The organism is Roseimicrobium sp. ORNL1 (genome assembly GCF_011044495.1).
GTDB lineage: Bacteria > Verrucomicrobiota > Verrucomicrobiia > Verrucomicrobiales > Verrucomicrobiaceae > Roseimicrobium.
Map to the genome: position 1 here is coordinate 7930717 of NZ_CP049143.1, position 15755 is coordinate 7946471.

Genomic DNA, 15755 nt, shown 5'->3' on the forward strand with positions numbered 1-15755 from the left:
AATCATGATGGACCCCATGCGAGTCCGGTTTCCCATTCCCGTGAAGCTGCTGGCCGGCTTCCTGGCGAATGTCGCGCTGATCGCCCTGGGTTTCTGGATTGTCTTCCGCTCCCAGTTCGGTGGTGCCTCCAGCGGGCTCATGCAGGGCATCATGGAGCCGCGCCTGCAGGCCATGGCCGAGCGCATCGCCGCGGAATTGCGAGACCACCCACGCTCCGCCTGGGGAACTCTACTCAAAGATCACAGCGAGACCTTGGGCATTGAGTTTTCATTGTTCGACTCGGAGGTCCAGTACGTCACAGGAGCGCATGAGTCCCTGCCTCCCGACCTGCTGGAAGCAGTGAAAGAAAAGCTGACACCCCACCTGCGGCGCCGCGGGGATGGGAATGGCCCGCCGCGCCAGCCCCCACCTCCCCCTCCTCCGCTGGGGCTCGATCCGCTGGACGACATTTTTGGCAGTTCCGGAGGCGCGCGCCCACCGCCCCCACCACGGCGCGACGACGAACAAGATCGAGGTCCGAGGCCCATCAATCCTGCCATGGCGGAATATCCCACCGTCATGGCACATACCGATACGCCCCCGGGTTACTGGGCGGTGATTCGCGTGCCTGCCGTCGCTGCTGAGCGCGGTTACCTGCCGGCGCTGCTGGTGGTGCGGTCAGACACCTTGACTGCCGGAGGCGTGTTTCTTGACCCCAAGCCGTGGTTGTACGCCAGCGTGGGCGTGCTGCTGGTCTCTGCCCTCATCTGGGTGCCCATGGCGCTGAGTTTCACGCGAAGCATCCAGCGCCTGCGCAAGAACACCGGCCGTGTCGCGGAGGGCGACTTCGAAGGAGCAGTGCCCGATGCCCACCGGTTGGATGAGCTCGGCGATCTCGGCCGCTCCGTGCAGCAGATGGCGCAGCGCCTGGATGGCCATGCAAAGGGGCAGAAGCGCTTCCTCGGGGACATCGCCCATGAGCTGTGCTCGCCCATCGCACGCATGCAGGCCTCCCTCGGCATCCTGCAGCAGCGTGGAGAAGTGAACGGGGATGAAAAGAGCCAGCGCTACATGGAGAAGCTCGAAGGCGAGCTGCAGCACATGAGCGTGCTGGTGAATGAGCTGCTCAGCTTTTCCAAAGCCAATCTCCGCAGCGAGGTGAAGCTGAAACCGGTGCTGCTCGCCCCTCTGGTGCGGCGTACGCTCCAGCGTGAAGATGCCAGTGAAGAAGCAGGCACCGCGAAGGTGGAGGTGCCTGAGCACTTCGTCGCCATGGCGGATGAAGACATGCTTTCCCGTGCGATTGGGAATCTGGTGCGCAATGCCCAGCGCTATGCCGCGGGGACCGGCCCGGTGGAGATCTCTGCCACGCGGGCAAATGGCCACGTGAGCGTCAGCGTGAGCGACCGCGGGCCCGGTGTTTCGGCGGAGGCTCTGCCGCGCCTGCTGGAGCCCTTTTACCGGCCGGACGTTGCGCGCTCCCGCGAGAGTGGTGGGGTGGGGCTTGGCCTTGCGATTGTGAAGAGCTGCACCGAAGCCTGCGGTGGCAAGGTGGAGGTCTCCAACCGCGAGGGCGGGGGACTCTCTGTCACGCTGAAACTCATGGCGGATCAGGGTACCGGCGCGGACGAGGCCCGCTCGGGCTGACCAGCGGCCTGACGCGGTCCATTTCCCCTCCTTTTGTGCCTCGTACTGCACGGCTTGTGACCGTGGTGCAATACCCCGGGCCTCCATGGCGTAATTTCGGCTTCTGGAACTATCCACCTTTGCCCCCGTCCTGCCCTGTTCCCATGAGCCTGCCTGTTTCCGGTCATCCCTTCTCCCGCCGCCAGTGGCTTTCCCGCACCGGTGGAGGCGTGGGTTCGGTGGCGCTTGCCTGGCTGCTGAAGCAGGAGGGTCTGCTGGCCACCAGTGAGCGTCTGGAGGCGCATCACTACGACCTCATCCCGAAGCGCCCCGTGGCCCAACCGAAGGCGCGCGCCATGATCTCCATGTTCATGCAGGGCGGCCCGAGCCACATCGACCTCTTTGATCCCAAGCCGGAGCTCGACAAGCTGGACGGCAAGAACTTCCCCGGTGAGGTGAAGTATGACGATGCCGCCGGCGCCAGCCGCGAGGTCATGGCCAGTCCGTGGAAGTTCCGCAAGCACGGCCAGTGCGGCATGGAACTCTCCGAGCTGCTACCGCACCTCGCCAATGTGGTGGATGACATCACGCTCATCCGCTCCATGCACACGGGCGTGAACAATCACGGCCAGTCCATCTACGCCTTGGAGAATGGACGCGCCACCGGTGGCCGCCCCACGCTGGGAAGCTGGCTCACCTACGGCCTCGGTTCGGAAAATCAGGACCTGCCTGCCTATGTGGCACTCACCGACCCGCGCGGTGTGCCTGTGCTCGGCGTGGAGAATTGGACCAATGGCTGGCTGCCCTCCCTGTATCAAGGCACGGTGGTGCGCTCGAAGGAGCCACGCATCCTGAATCTCGACGCGCCCATGTCACTGAAAGGTGAGGCGCAGGATCGTTACCTGAACTTCCTCGGCAAGCTGAACCACCAGCACCTCGCTCAGCGACCCGGTGAATCCGACCTCGAAGCGCGCATCCAGAGCTTTGAGCTTGCCGCCCGCATGCAGACCGCGGCGAAGGAAGCCCTCGACATCAGCCAGGAAAGTGAGGCCACCAAGAAACTCTATGGTCTCGATGATCCGGCCACGCAGGAGTTCGGCGCGCGCTGCCTCATTGCCCGTCGCCTCGTGGAGCGCGGTGTGCGCTTCGTGAGCGTCTTCACTGCCAACCAGACCTGGGATCATCACCAGAGCATCCTGACCGGCCTGCCCACCGCCATCAAGCAGGTGGACAAACCTTCCACCGCTCTCATCATCGATCTCAAGGCACGCGGCCTGCTGGACAGCACCGTGGTGCACTGGGGCGGTGAAATGGGACGCCTGCCCGTGATTCAAAACCGCGCAGGCAGCAGCGGCCGCGCCAAGGTGGGCCGCGACCACAACACCTACGGCTTCAGCCAGTGGGTCGCCGGCGGTGGTTTCCGCGGCGGCTATGTGCACGGCGCCACGGATGAGTTTGGCCACAAGGCCGTGGAGAACATCGTGAACCACTACGACTGGCACGCGACGTTGTTCGAGCTCTTCGGCCTGAATCCGAAGAAACTCACCTACAAGCGCAACGGCACGGATCAGGTGCTGATTGAGAATCCCGAGGCGCGGGTGGTGAGTGAGTTGCTGGTGTAATCAAGAAGGAGGTTGGGGCTTCCGCCCTGACAGCGGGCGTTGGGCCTTCTGGCCCGACAGCGGTTAGCGGGTTTTCCAACCCGCCAGTTTATCCCAATCGCTCCATGTAGCTGTGTGTCTTCACGACCACATCGTCCGCAAGTCGCTGCCACTTCATATCAGAATCAAGCAAACGCAGTTCTTCAACGGCCTCCAAGATCTCGCGGCTCTCCTGCATCGTTGCTCCGTTCGCACCATAAAGGATGCCAGCAGGCCACTCGTGAATGCAGTACTGAAGCCAACTCGCAAGACACTCTGAGAGCCGGGTTCGTGCCCAGACATTCCCCGGGTCAATCTTCAGTATTTTTCGAAGAAGCTGCTCTTCAGAAATGTCTCCCAGTTCCTCGCGCTTCGCTTTGTCTGCGTAAAGGTTCTGAACCGTCAGGACAAGACATTGGATGGCGACGACGTTGTCTTCCATGCGGGCCTTGGCAAAAGGGAAGACGATTTCCTGCCAGAGGTGATGATTGATTCTTTGTCCCTCGGCATCCTGACAGAGCTCGATGATGAAAGCCTCCTTCGGATCAGCTCTGCATTCCCGAACAACATCGGCAGTCAGTTGATTCGCTTCGGGGCGCAACCCCTTCACTCTGGCTTCGCAAAATTTAGTATAGCTCGGGTACATGAAGTGTGTCCGGATCACTCCACCTTCAGCACCCCATTCATCACCACCCAGTGCCCCGGGAACGTGCACAGGTACGGATACTCCCCCTTCTTCATCGGCGCCGTGAGATGAATCGTGAACTGCTTCTGCGGCATGACCATGTCGGTGTACGCGATCACATCGCCTGACTCCGGCACGTAGTGTTTCGCAGGACCTTCGGGATCCGTGATGAGCTTGTTGCTCAAGTCACCAATCACCTGGAGTTTACCGGGCTTGATGAGCACCACGTTGTGCGGGACCACATCGGGATTGTTGAACGTAAGAGAAATGCGTTCACCTGCTTTTGCCGTCAGCGTCTTCTGCGCAAACTGCAGACCCAGTGCCGCATCTAGCTGAATGGCGCGGCCCTTCTCACCCTTCGCCCACGGGTTGGGCTTGGCGGTGGGGAAGGCAAAGCCCGCGTCCGTCGGTGGCGCTGCCGTGGTGGCCTTCGCGAGCAGTGGCTTCGCATTCGGGAAATCCGTGAAGGGTTTGCCGAGGCGATGGATGGTCGCAAACAGATCATGCGTCTCTCCCTTGGCGGTGGCGATGTGCAGATGCACTTGATTGGCCACGGGCAGTTCCGGCACTTCCAGGAACACAGTCTTGCCATCCGGCATCACCTGCGCGGAAGTGACTTCCAGCACGTCATGTCCCGCCACCTTGGGATGCTTCACGCTCCACTCCTGCGAACCATAGGCGCCGGAGTAGAGGTAGTTCCACGTCTGCACGAAGTGTTGCTTCACATTGGCAGCGGCCTCCTTGTCCAACGGCTGGTGGAAAGTGACCATCACCCCATTCTGCCGCGCTTCCCATTTCACGGGGAAGTTGCTCTGCGGCGCTCCCTTGTCACCCGTGAAGCGAACGCGCTGCAGGTTGCCGTCCTTGGGTCCGTAGCAGCCCCAACCATACATGCCGCTCACATAGAGCTGCCCATCCTTGGGATGGAAACGCCCACGCTGTGCGCCGGAAAGAAAGTCTGCAGGAAGCTGCCATGCCAATCCCTGTGCAATGCCCGCACTCGTATCACGCAGCACCGCGAAACCCGTGCACGCACCGCAGGAGAAGTGCAGCATGGTCTCTTCCGGGAATCCAAAGCGCGTGCCCTCCACAAACGCCTGGCCGCCGCTGCTATTGTCCACGCCACGTGGCAGATAGATAAACGGCTGCTCTGTGGTCATGCCCGGCTTCGGTCCGCCAAAACCATAGTAGCCCCCCGTCTTGATCTCGCTCACCTGAGAGGTCGGCGTCCAATCGCCCTCCTGCACACTGGTGGTGATGATGCCCGACTTGGAAAGGCCGAGCCCGTTCGGATTGCGGAATCCTGTCGCGAGCACTTCCAGGGGAGAGCCTGGCTTCACGCGGCACACGCCTTCATTGCCGGAGGCGAAATAGAAACGGCCTTCCGCATCGCGTTGCAGTCCGGTAATAAAGTCGTGACCGGAGGCCGAGGTGACCATTGCGTTGGTCACGCACTCGTATTGATCGGCTTCGTCATCGCCATTCAGATCTACCAGCCGCGTGATCTGGTCGCGGCCGAGGATGTGAATCTTGTCCTCCACGATCACCAAACCCTGCGGCTGGTGCAGTCCGGTGGCGAAGCGTTTCCACTTCAGGTTCGCGAGTGAATCATCAATGCCACGCACGATCCACACCTCACCCGTCATGGTGCATACCGCTCCATCTCCATTCGAGAAGAAGTCGTGATCCCCGATGAAGAAGAGCGAGCCGAAGGGATTGTCCTCAGGCAGCGTCAGTGTATCCAACGCAAAGGACGTGCCTTTGCCCACTTCACCCTTGGTGGTGATGACCTGCGGCCACTGCGCGGCACCGCCCTTGATCAAGTCACGCCAGGGATGCTCGCTGGCCGGCGCTTTGAGCCGCACGAACTTTCCATTCTCCACCCACGCGGCATCCAGCATCTCCACGCCGCCGAGTTGATAGGCGAAGAGGGTCTTCCTTCCGTTCCGGTAGAAGCCGTGATACGCGAAGGGCTGCTTCGGCTTCACGCCTGCTTCCTTCACCACGGCCTTGCCATCCATCTTCAGCCCGGCCATGAAACCGTGGCGCACATCGGACAGTGAGATGAATCCACCTTCCCACACCACGGGAAAGCTCAGTGTCTCCGGGTCAAAGCAAGCCGACATCTCGCCGCTGTCGCCGAGGCGAATGCACACCGCTTTGGGAATGGTCAGTCCCGCGCCCTTGAACACACCGCTCAGCAGATTACCAGGATCCGCCTGTGACCAGCGCGCGTCGCGCCAGGTGTCATCACTTTGATTTCCCCAGTGACCAAACGTGCCACCATCGAGCCCTGGATACGGTGGTGTGACGGCAGGCAGCTTTTCCGCGCCTTTGAACTGCAATGCCTCCTTGGCATAGAAGTCATAAACGCGATCACGATTGACTTGCTCTTTGTGATTCGGCCAGAGCTCAGGCCGCAGCGGTTCCTTCTTGTACTCGAAGGGGGCCACACTCACCGCACCTGCTCCGCCGTTCGCTTCTTTGAGCGTGGCTTCCTTGTCATCGAAATGCCACAAGGCCAATGTGGAGTCGGAGATGACCAGCGGCTCGCCACGTCCCACGGGATTGGAGTTGCCGCGGGAGATGCGCACTTCATCGATGATGCCTTCACATCCGACTCCGCCTTCCACGAGACGTCCCACGGCGAAACTGTCCGAGGGAGCATCGGCTGCCACTTCCTTCACAGGCTCATCAAGCACCACCTTCTTGTCCACGGTGATGCGCACGCGATCCTTTTCCAGTATCGCGGAGATGCGGTGCCATTCGCCATCGCACACATCCAGCTTGGACTTGTACTCGCCACCGCGCTTCGGCATGTAAACACTCACGCAGCCACTTCCGCTGTAGGTGTAGAGTTCCCAGTGTTGCGGCGATGACTTGGGGCCATTCGCGAGCAGGATATTGAAGCCGCGTTTGCCATCGAGCTTCGCGAGGCATTCCACGGTGATGGGAAAGTTCTGATACTCAGCCTTGCCGGGGAAGACGATGCCACCCTTCAACGCCGTGCCCAGCGCTTCAATCTTGGAGGGCTCGAAGCTGGGCGCTGATGCCGCCGTCACCTTGCTCGAGACAGCCTTCGGTGTGAGGTCCGGCCACGTACGCGTTTTCGGCTTGGGCCCGGGTGCTTTGCCATCGAGTTGCCTCACCAGCCACGCGAGTCCATCAAGGTTGTCCATCAGGCGCCCCTCCGCATCCGCGTTGGTGTGATTGAGGATGCCGATGGGACCTTTGTATCCGCTGTCGCGAATGTCCTTCAGCAGCTTCACATCGAGGTCGCCTTGACCCAGCGGAAGAATCTTCTGTCCCTTGGCATCACCACCCTCGGTCATGCCATTGAGGTTCAGACAGATGAGATATGGCTTCATCTTCTGCAGCAGCTCGGGGAAGCGCGCGAGGTGCCCGTGGCCGTGATGCAGGTTGTACACGAGGCCCACGTTCGCGATGCCCTGTGCCTTCAGTGCCTCGATGATGGCGATCTGATTTTCCGGTTCGCCAAACCATGAGCCGTGATTGTACAGGCCCACGCGCACGCCGAATTTCGCTGCTGCCTCCGCGATGGGCTTGAGGCGCTCCGCCTCCTGCTTCACGCGTGCTGCCTGTTCTTCCGGCGTGTTGGTGGGAGCGCCACTGCCCGTGACCCACAGGTCGCACTTCGTCATCCCATGGCGCTTGAGAACTTCCAGGATGAGCTTCGCCTCGTCATTCAGCGAACCGGGGAACCACCAGCCGGTCAGCGTGATGCCATGCTTTTTCAACGCCTCCATCTCCGCATCAAACGTGGGGATGTGCTCCTTCCGGTAGTCGTAGACGAACTGCCGCAGGCCCAGCTTCTCCAGCATCGCCGCGCGTTCTTCCGGCCCGCGCTGTTTCGCGTCGAAGGGCACGATGCACCACGCCGCTAGGTTCTCCCGCCGAAAGAGGTCAGGAGTACCCGCCTGCGCTGAAGCCGCATGAGAGGGCAAGCAAGCTGCAACGGCGAGAGTCAGCGCCGCGACGGACGCAAGAAGACGCGATGGGAGAAGAAACGACATGGCGGTGGCGATGGCGGGAGAGGAAGAAGAACGCTCGTGCGCCGCCACCCTCGCAAGAAAGTGAAATGCGGCGCCGGACTCTACCGCCCTGCGCGAACCCGTCTTGAAATCGCGCGGCTGGTTTTTGTTCCCGAGCGGCGCAAGAGCATTTGGCAGGATGCCACTAGAAGGCGATCACCTGCAGACCTGGCACGCGACGAAATTCATCAAGGTTGCCTGTAACCACCGGCAGCGAATGCGCGAGACCAGCCGCCGCAATCCAAAGGTCATTTGCGCCGATAAGTTTTCCCGTGGCACTCAGTGTTCTGAAAATAGCCCCGTAGTGCCATGCAACCTCAACATCGTGGACGAGCATTTGGAATGGGAGAAGGAATGATTCCCATGCTGTGCGTGAGGCAAGGCTTGTCCCACATGCTAGTTCACCAGCGATGATCGGAGTGATGCAAAGTTGCGTATTGGCTGCAGCGAGAAACCGGCTTGCAGGACCAAGCTGACGGCGACGAGACTCGCGTTCCAGAGCCACCAAGAAGCTGGTGTCCAAGATCATGGGTTGGACTCATCCCAAGGGTTCTTGGGGGGAACGTCTGCCTTGTCCGCCGCTTCGATGTGATCCAAGTCTTCTTCGGAAAAATGGAAAGGGCGATTCTGTAGGTAAGCGAGAATAGCTTCCCCATTCATTGGAGCGTCAGGCCAAATTGCCCGACGCACTACCATTGAGAACGACTCTCTGTCGTTTCGTTTGGCTGCCCTCAGTTTCTCGTAGGCATCCAGTTCAAGAGTAATTGTCTTGGTCGCCATGCATGAAACAATGCATGAAGGAACGTGAAAAGTCAAGCCTCCGGCGAGCGAGCTAAGTTGTAAGTCGCTCGTTATTAAACAGTTAAAACGAGCGTTACCGCTGCACCTTCGCATCCCCACCCTGCGCCAGCTTCAGCACCTCCGGCAGCGTGGCCATGCTGGTGTCTCCGGGGGTGGACATGGCGAGGGCGCCGTGGGCGGCAGCGATGTCGAGCGTGAGTTGGTGATCCTTGCCTTGCAGCATGCCGTAGATCAGGCCGGCCACAAAGCCATCACCGCCGCCGATGCGGTCGTAGATGTCGAGATTCGCGTAGTCGCGGGAGCGGTAGAAGGCATTGCCCATCCACGCGAGCGAGCCCCAGTCGTTGCGCGAGGCGGTGTGCACGCGGCGCAGGGTGGCAGCGGCCACCTTGATGTTGGGATAACGCTCGCGCATCTCCTTGATGCCCTCCATGAGGGCTGCCGACTGCGCGGCAAAGATGTCCTGCGGATCATTGTTGCCACTGATGGCGGCAGGCTCGTTGTCCGTGAGCACACCGAAGATCACATCAATGTACGGCGCGAGCTTGTGATTCAGCGCCTGGGCCGCGGGGAAGCCGCCCTTGTCCTGCCAGAGGGAGGGACGGTAGTTCAGATCATAGCTCACGGTCACGCCATGACGCTTCGCCGCCTGGCAGGCCTCGATGGTGAGCTGCGCGGTCGTGTCCGAGAGCCCTGCGAAAATGCCGCCCGTGTGCAGCCACTTGCAGCCGGAGTTCGCGAACAGGGCATCCCAGTCGTAGTCTCCGGGCCTGAGTTGTGACGCCGCACTATGGCCGCGATCCACGCATCCCTTGGCCCCGCGAATGCCGAAGCCGCGTTCGGTGAAGTTGATGGGATTGCGCACCTTGCGTCCGATGCCGTCATAGGCCACCCACTTCACATGCGTGGTATCCACGCCACCCTGCAGGATCAGGTCCTCCAGCAAGCGACCAATTTCATTGTCCGCAAAGGCCGTGAGCACGCCGGTCCGCAGGCCAAAGCAACGCCGCAGGCCGCGAGCCACATTGTACTCGCCGCCGCCCTCCCAGGCCGTGAACTGGCGCGACGTGCGCACCCGCGACTCGCCCGGATCGAGGCGCAGCAGGACTTCACCGAGGGCGAGGAGGTCAAAAGAGGCAGAAGCGGACTGGGACATGGGTCCGCCAGCTAAGCAAGCCCGCCGCCGCGTGCAACCCTTGTGCGTTGGTCACTTCGCCCTGGTACCCGTGGCGGCAGCAGCGAGGGCAATCGCCGAGACGGAGCCGTTTTTCTCAAGGTCCTTGCCGTAGGAGAGGGTCACCTTCACCTCTCCGGTCTTTAGACCAGGCACGGTGACGGTGGGCGTGGAGGAATAGCCGGCTCCGCCGTCCACCACCTCATAGCCGATGACAACACCGTCCTTTACGAGCGCATTGGCCGTTGCGGGCTTGCTCTTCCACAGGCCACCACGGCCTGGAGGATAGCGGTAGAAATTCGAGACTTCATCGAGCCTGTCATTGGTGATGCCATGCTTTCCCAAAGCGGACATGAGTGCGCTCTTGTTGGCACGCACCTGTGCAGGCTCAGGCTCCCTGCCGCCAGATGCGGGACGCACATGGCTGAAGGCTTCGCGGAATACTTCATCTGGAACGCCCAGTGCCGCCGCGATCAAGATTACAGGACGACCGCGATCCACGCCTTCGGTGTCGTGGCCTCCGGAGAAGACCACAGGGACCTTCGTCACGCCGGGGGCGAGGTCTTTGGCGGGGAGGGGTGGCATGGTGAGATTCATCAACACTGCCACGATGACGGAGGTCAAATAGAAGGGACACGTTTTCATGGCGGCTCGTGGAGTGGAGGAGATGTCTTGGTGACGACCCTTCATTCAACCAAAGTCCCGCATCATAGTTTCGGAAATACATCGAACAATTTTTGAGCTGTGATGAATTAACACCCAAAGCTGAAGCATTCGCTTCATGGCAATGGTTGGTTCGATTGCTTCAGGCACTTGGAAAGAGCGCTTTGCGTCTTGGAGTGCGGTGGCAAAGGCCTCCCTCGAGGCCGCGACACCGCTTTGAACGGAGAGACTCCGTTCCGATGTTCTGGAATGCTTTACCGGAATCCAGCATTCAAATTTCCCAGAGAGAAGGCACCTCGGACGAAGACTGTTATGTCGCTCCATCACGCGGACCCGCTCCGGTCAAAGCGGTGTCGCGCTCGAGCGCTTGCCACCGCACTCCAAGACGCAAAGCGACCTGGCACCATGGTGATGATTCAATGTGCCATCGCGTCGCTAAAATCATCTACCGCACGTCTCGCTCTTACATACGGACTCAGCGGCTTCCACATCCTTTTATCGTGAGACCGCGGGTGCTCACCACATTCCACACGGCATACAACCTCGGCAGTCTATAGTACAAATGAAAGCCTCCAAGAATGTTGTTTCATCCCTGCGCCTTCAACCGCCCGCCCTCATACGCCAAATTCACCGCAACAAAAAACGTGGCGGTGTACATGCCGCGCCACTGGTAGCGGGCGAGCATCTCTTGAAGCTTGTCACCCAACAGGCGTTGCTGCGCTTCTTTCCCGGCAAGGCAGATGATCCACGCCGCAAAGAGTGGCTCACGCACGGTGTCGTCTTCATACGGACTCCGGGGATTGCGGTCGGCCCAGAGCGGCAACTGCGCACGTCCCAAGGCGATGGCTTCTTCACAATTGGCCTGCTGCTTCCACGAGGAGTTCAGGAATCTCCAATCCGTATCGAAGGCGAACTGATTTGCGGGGTCATATCTCCGAGCGCGTTCCAAATGGACAGCCGCCTTCTCCGCCGATGCCGTCAACCCACGCTGATAGGCCTCACGAATGGAGGCATCCGTTTCTGCGTCTGCCAGTGCGCGCAGTGCCGCCTGGGACATGGAGTGTGTCCACAGATAGGTCTCTCCTTTCCCATGTCCTCCGTACTCGAGCCCCTCAGCGCAGATTTCCAGTCGGCTCTTCATGCCGGGGCCAAGCTTCTCCTGAAGGCGCTCGTGATACTGCGTGAGCCAGCGTTCCTCACTGGTGAGTTGATGCATGGCCCGAAGCAGAAACAGGAAGCGCGCCGCATCATGCGCGGTAGGTCGCACGAAGGTGCCACGATAGCCAAACTCGAGTCGCGCACAGGGCACGCGCCATTGATGCCCCTCCAGCGCTACCACGGTGCTCCGCAGCTTGTCCACTATCCGCACGCGCTCTGTCTCAGTCGGCAAGCCGCTCCGCACATAACACCACAGACCATAGAACCATGGAAACACCTGATCCTCCGAACTGGCGGGATAGTGGGACTTCCCATCCGCGCCCAATCCTCGCGGCACAAAGCCGGGTGTCTCACTGCGCTCCGCCAGCTTCATCAATCCAGCCGCGATGCGATGTGCCTTCTCCGCAGATTCCTCGTCACGCTTCACGCGCCAGCGGTTGCAGAGGCCATCCAGATACAATCCACCGAAGAACGGACCATCTTCAATCGGTGTGGACCAGCTCATGCCATTCGGCTGCGAGGCCACGCAGTGATCTGCCGTGGGAAGAATGACTTCGCCATTCAAGCCCACGTAGTGAAAGAGGACATCCAGGCGTTTGTCGATGAAGCGCCGCCAGATTTCCTGATGCGCGTCCTCCGCCATGGCCTCGACGGAAGTCGACTGCACTTGCGCCTCCGACCACGCGCCACCCATCTGCCACGATGCAACGGCAGCGAGTCCGCCCTTCAGAAAGGCACGCCGCTTCACAGTAGGCAGGGAGTCATCCATGCCCGACGATAGGAATGGGCCTCCTCTTTGGCAAGCCCACCCATCTAGATCCTCTACGCCCTTACCGCTGCAGTCATCGCAGGGTCACGCACCACGAGGCGAAACTTGCCGGAGTGCTTGTCGATCTCCATGGCCTCCACCTGCTCGATGGAGAACTTCACATTGTCCATGTCCTTCTCCGCCAGCAGGGCGCCCATGGTCTGCATGATGCGTTCCTTCGTAGCCTGCTGCTCGGCCTCGGTCTGACCGGGCTCAAGACGCGCGCGGAAACGGAAGGCGGTCTTGCTCTCCAGCACCACCTGCCAGGCATTCAGGCCGGGGATGACCAATTCTACAATGACAATGGGATGGATGAAATCTTCCTTGCCGTGTTTGTTGGTGAAGACCAGGGCGTCTTCAGCGCGTCCCACGATGCCGCGTATCTTGGTGAAGGGGAGTTTGTTCTCGCTCTCCGTATCTGGCACCAGCACATCATCCAGGCGATAGCGGATGAGCGGCATCACCTCGTTGAAGAGATTCGTCACGCAGGTGTGATCATCATGCAGTTCGAAGATGAGATTGTCCTCCATGAGATGCATGCTGCCGTCCCCACCAGAGTCCGGAAGCGTGAGCCCCATGTAGAGGAGTTCGCTGGTGGCATAGGCATTCGAGACAGGAGCGTCGAACGCGCGCTGCAGCAGCGCCTTCACTTCGGGCATGAGCGGCTCGCCACCATTGCCCACCAGCTCGGGTTTAATCTTCAACTCACCTCGTTCTTGAGCTTCGCCGAGCACCTTCAGTACGGCGGCATAACCCGAAAGTGCATGCGGCTGGAACTTGTTCAGGTCCGCGATGATCTCCGGCATGGGACGGCCCACGTCATAGGTGCGCACATTGTAGAAGAGGCGGTTCGTGCCGCGGTTCCCCGTGACCATGAGGCTCACACCCGCAAAGTGCCCACGCGTCGCGGCGACAAAGGCGGACCTCCTGCGCAGGCGCGGCGGCGCCACACGGGTGATGTTGCTCGCGCCTTTGATCCAGCCTTCGCGGGAGTACACATATACACCCATGGTGCCGGATGTGCCGGAGGTGTGCAGCACGTGGTACTCGCCCTCGAAGAGTTCGCCGGGGTCCTTTGACTTCGCGAGGAAGTCCAGCACACGCTCGCGGGTGATGCGACGGTCGGTGACGATTTCGTCAAAGTTCGCCATCACCTCGCGCTTGGTCATCACGGGGAAGTCCGTGGGCACACAGGTGGCGATATCGATGCCACGCTGTTCGATAATCTTCCGATAATAGGGCGACCGCTTCTGCACATAAGCAACGAAGCGGCGAAATTTGCGAAGCTGCTGGGCTTCCAGTTGCTCGCGTGAAAGACGAATGGTGGTACGTCTTTCCCACAGGGCCTTGGCCCACATGAGGGGTTCTCCGAAAGTGCGCAAATTCATGAGTCTCTTTTGGGAAGCGCTATCTGACATGATACCGCACCCAAGCTTCAAAAATAAAGGCACAAAAAAAGCGGGTCGCAATATGCATTGCGACCCGCTGATTGTTCAGAGCTGATCCTGGTGTTTCAAGAACCTGCTCCCGTGCTGATTACATCATGTCAGCGTGGCTGTGGGGAGCCTCGGCCTTTTCTTCCTTGGGGATGTCGGCGATGAGGCACTCGGTGGTGAGGAGAAGACCGCTGATGGAAGCGGCATTCTGCAACGCGCTGCGGGTCACCTTCGTCGGGTCGACAACGCCGGCCTTGATGAGGTCGACGTATTCGCCGGTGGCCACGTTGTAGCCGCCGTTGCCGGTCTGCTTCTTCACTTCGGAGACGACGAGCGCGCCTTCCACGCCTGCGTTTGCAGCAAGCTGACGGAGGGGAGCTTCGATTGCGCGACGCACGATGTCAGCGCCGGTGGCTTCGTCGCCGACCAGCGTGAGACCGTCGATGGCGACCTGCGCACGGATGAGGGCCACACCGCCGCCAGGGACGATGCCTTCCTCAACGGCTGCACGGGTGGCGTGCAGGGCGTCTTCCACGCGGGCCTTCTTTTCCTTCATCTCGGTTTCGGTGGCAGCACCGACGTTGATGACGGCCACACCGCCGGCGAGCTTGGCAAGGCGCTCCTGGAGCTTCTCGCGGTCGTAGTCGCTGGTGGTGTCGTTGATCTGGTTGCGGATCTGGTTCACGCGGCCGGCGATTGCTTCGCTGGTGCCTTCGCCTTCCACGATGGTGGTGTTCTCCTTGTCCACGGTGATGCGCTTGGCACGGCCGAGGTCATTGAGGTCGATGTTCTCGAGCTTGATGCCGAGGTCTTCGGTGATGCAGCGGCCACCGGTGAGGACGGCGATGTCTTCGAGCATGGCCTTGCGGCGGTCGCCGAAGCCAGGAGCCTTGACGGCGCAGATGTTGAGGGTGCCACGCAGGCGGTTCACCACGAGGGTGGCGAGCGCTTCACCTTCCACGTCTTCCGCGATGATGAGGAGGGGCTTGCCGGAGCGAGCGACCTTCTCGAGAAGGGGCAGCATATCCTTGAGGCTGCTGATCTTCTTCTCGTGGATGAGGATGTAGCCGTTCTCGATGATGGCTTCCATGCTCTCCGCGTTCGTCACGAAGTAGGGGGACAGGTAGCCCTTGTCGAACTGCATGCCTTCCACGACTTCGAGGGTCGTTTCGATGCTCTTGGCTTCTTCCACAGTGATGGTGCCGTCCTTGCCCACCTTGTCCATGGCATCAGCAATGATCTTGCCGATTTCCGTGTCCCAGTTGGCGGAGACGGTGGCGACCTGGGCGATTTCGGTGGCCTGGGTCACGGGCACGCTGATTTCCTTGAGCTTGGCGACGACGGCCTCGGTGGCCTTCAGGATGCCGCGCTGCAGGGAGGTCGGGTTCGCACCGGCGGTCACGTTGCGCAGGCCTTCGCTGTAGATGGCCTCGGCGAGCACCGTGGCGGTCGTGGTGCCGTCACCGGCCACGTCGCTGGTCTTGCTGGAGACTTCCTTCACGAGCTGGGCGCCCATGTTTTCATAGGGGTCGGACAGTTCCACTTCCTTGGCGACGGTCACGCCGTCCTTGGTGATGGTGGGGGAGCCGAATTTCTTCTCCAGGATCACGTTACGGCCCGAAGGTCCGAGGGTGGCCTTGACCGCCTTGGCGATCTTCTGCACGCCGCGCAGGAGAGCCTGACGGGCGCTTTCGTCGAAGTTGAGTTGCTTTGCCATGGTGTATTATCTCTT

11 protein-coding genes are annotated in these 15755 nt (G+C 60.6%); 2 read left to right on the plus strand and 9 right to left on the minus strand.

From position 1 onward, the window contains the following. Positions 1-16: 16 nt before the first annotated feature. The gene (locus tag G5S37_RS32045) at positions 17-1627 is read left to right on the plus strand and encodes a HAMP domain-containing sensor histidine kinase (protein ID WP_206026250.1); all 1611 of its coding nucleotides are present in this window, start codon (positions 17-19) and stop codon (positions 1625-1627) included. A gap of 143 nt (positions 1628-1770) precedes the next feature. After that, entirely contained in the window at positions 1771-3228 is a 1458-nt protein-coding gene (locus tag G5S37_RS32050) for a DUF1501 domain-containing protein (RefSeq protein ID WP_165211162.1), read from the plus strand. A gap of 88 nt (positions 3229-3316) precedes the next feature. Here the strand turns inward: G5S37_RS32050 and G5S37_RS32055 are convergent, their stop codons facing one another. The 9 genes from G5S37_RS32055 to groL all read right to left on the minus strand — a co-directional run bounded on the left by G5S37_RS32055 (position 3317) and on the right by groL (position 15740). Beyond that, positions 3317-3892: a hypothetical protein gene (locus tag G5S37_RS32055; protein ID WP_165211165.1), complete on the minus strand. Its 576-nt coding sequence runs from the start codon at positions 3890-3892 to the stop codon at positions 3317-3319. Between the two features lie 14 nt (positions 3893-3906). After that, on the minus strand, positions 3907-7965 hold the full coding sequence (locus G5S37_RS32060; protein ID WP_165211168.1) for a DUF6797 domain-containing protein: 4059 nt from the start codon (positions 7963-7965) through the stop codon (positions 3907-3909). A 163-nt stretch (positions 7966-8128) separates the two neighbouring features. Continuing rightward, complete coding sequence (locus tag G5S37_RS32065) at positions 8129-8512, minus strand: type II toxin-antitoxin system VapC family toxin (RefSeq protein WP_165211171.1); 384 nt, start codon at positions 8510-8512, stop codon at positions 8129-8131. After that, positions 8509-8763, minus strand: coding sequence for an antitoxin VapB family protein (locus tag G5S37_RS32070; RefSeq protein ID WP_165211174.1), 255 nt, complete (start codon positions 8761-8763; stop codon positions 8509-8511). Before G5S37_RS32070 ends, G5S37_RS32065 begins: the two co-directional genes overlap by 4 nt. 94 nt (positions 8764-8857) lie before the next feature. Then, positions 8858-9940: a sugar kinase gene (locus G5S37_RS32075; RefSeq protein ID WP_165211177.1), complete on the minus strand. Its 1083-nt coding sequence runs from the start codon at positions 9938-9940 to the stop codon at positions 8858-8860. A 51-nt stretch (positions 9941-9991) separates the two neighbouring features. Beyond that, the gene (locus G5S37_RS32080) at positions 9992-10603 is read right to left on the minus strand and encodes a hypothetical protein (RefSeq protein WP_165211180.1); all 612 of its coding nucleotides are present in this window, start codon (positions 10601-10603) and stop codon (positions 9992-9994) included. A gap of 604 nt (positions 10604-11207) precedes the next feature. Next, positions 11208-12548: a hypothetical protein gene (locus G5S37_RS32085; RefSeq protein WP_165211185.1), complete on the minus strand. Its 1341-nt coding sequence runs from the start codon at positions 12546-12548 to the stop codon at positions 11208-11210. Positions 12549-12601: 53 nt separating this feature from the next. Beyond that, complete coding sequence (locus tag G5S37_RS32090; RefSeq protein WP_165211188.1) at positions 12602-13975, minus strand: phenylacetate--CoA ligase family protein; 1374 nt, start codon at positions 13973-13975, stop codon at positions 12602-12604. Positions 13976-14123: 148 nt separating this feature from the next. After that, a complete protein-coding gene (gene groL / locus G5S37_RS32095) occupies positions 14124-15740 on the minus strand; it encodes a chaperonin GroEL (RefSeq protein ID WP_165211191.1) in 1617 nt (538 codons plus the stop codon). Positions 15741-15755 lie beyond the last annotated feature (15 nt).

What these genes read in the sequence shown, in the direction of transcription:
- G5S37_RS32045 (WP_206026250.1), top strand. Translation starts at nt 17, where the DNA reads ATGCGAGTCCGGTTTCCCATTCCCGTGAAGCTGCTGGCCGGCTTCCTG.
- G5S37_RS32050 (WP_165211162.1), top strand. Translation starts at nt 1,771, where the DNA reads ATGAGCCTGCCTGTTTCCGGTCATCCCTTCTCCCGCCGCCAGTGGCTT.
- G5S37_RS32055 (WP_165211165.1), bottom strand. Translation starts at nt 3,892, where the DNA reads ATGTACCCGAGCTATACTAAATTTTGCGAAGCCAGAGTGAAGGGGTTG.
- G5S37_RS32060 (WP_165211168.1), bottom strand. Translation starts at nt 7,965, where the DNA reads ATGTCGTTTCTTCTCCCATCGCGTCTTCTTGCGTCCGTCGCGGCGCTG.
- G5S37_RS32065 (WP_165211171.1), bottom strand. Translation starts at nt 8,512, where the DNA reads ATGATCTTGGACACCAGCTTCTTGGTGGCTCTGGAACGCGAGTCTCGT.
- G5S37_RS32070 (WP_165211174.1), bottom strand. Translation starts at nt 8,763, where the DNA reads ATGGCGACCAAGACAATTACTCTTGAACTGGATGCCTACGAGAAACTG.
- G5S37_RS32075 (WP_165211177.1), bottom strand. Translation starts at nt 9,940, where the DNA reads ATGTCCCAGTCCGCTTCTGCCTCTTTTGACCTCCTCGCCCTCGGTGAA.
- G5S37_RS32080 (WP_165211180.1), bottom strand. Translation starts at nt 10,603, where the DNA reads ATGAAAACGTGTCCCTTCTATTTGACCTCCGTCATCGTGGCAGTGTTG.
- G5S37_RS32085 (WP_165211185.1), bottom strand. Translation starts at nt 12,548, where the DNA reads ATGGATGACTCCCTGCCTACTGTGAAGCGGCGTGCCTTTCTGAAGGGC.
- G5S37_RS32090 (WP_165211188.1), bottom strand. Translation starts at nt 13,975, where the DNA reads ATGAATTTGCGCACTTTCGGAGAACCCCTCATGTGGGCCAAGGCCCTG.
- groL (WP_165211191.1), bottom strand. Translation starts at nt 15,740, where the DNA reads ATGGCAAAGCAACTCAACTTCGACGAAAGCGCCCGTCAGGCTCTCCTG.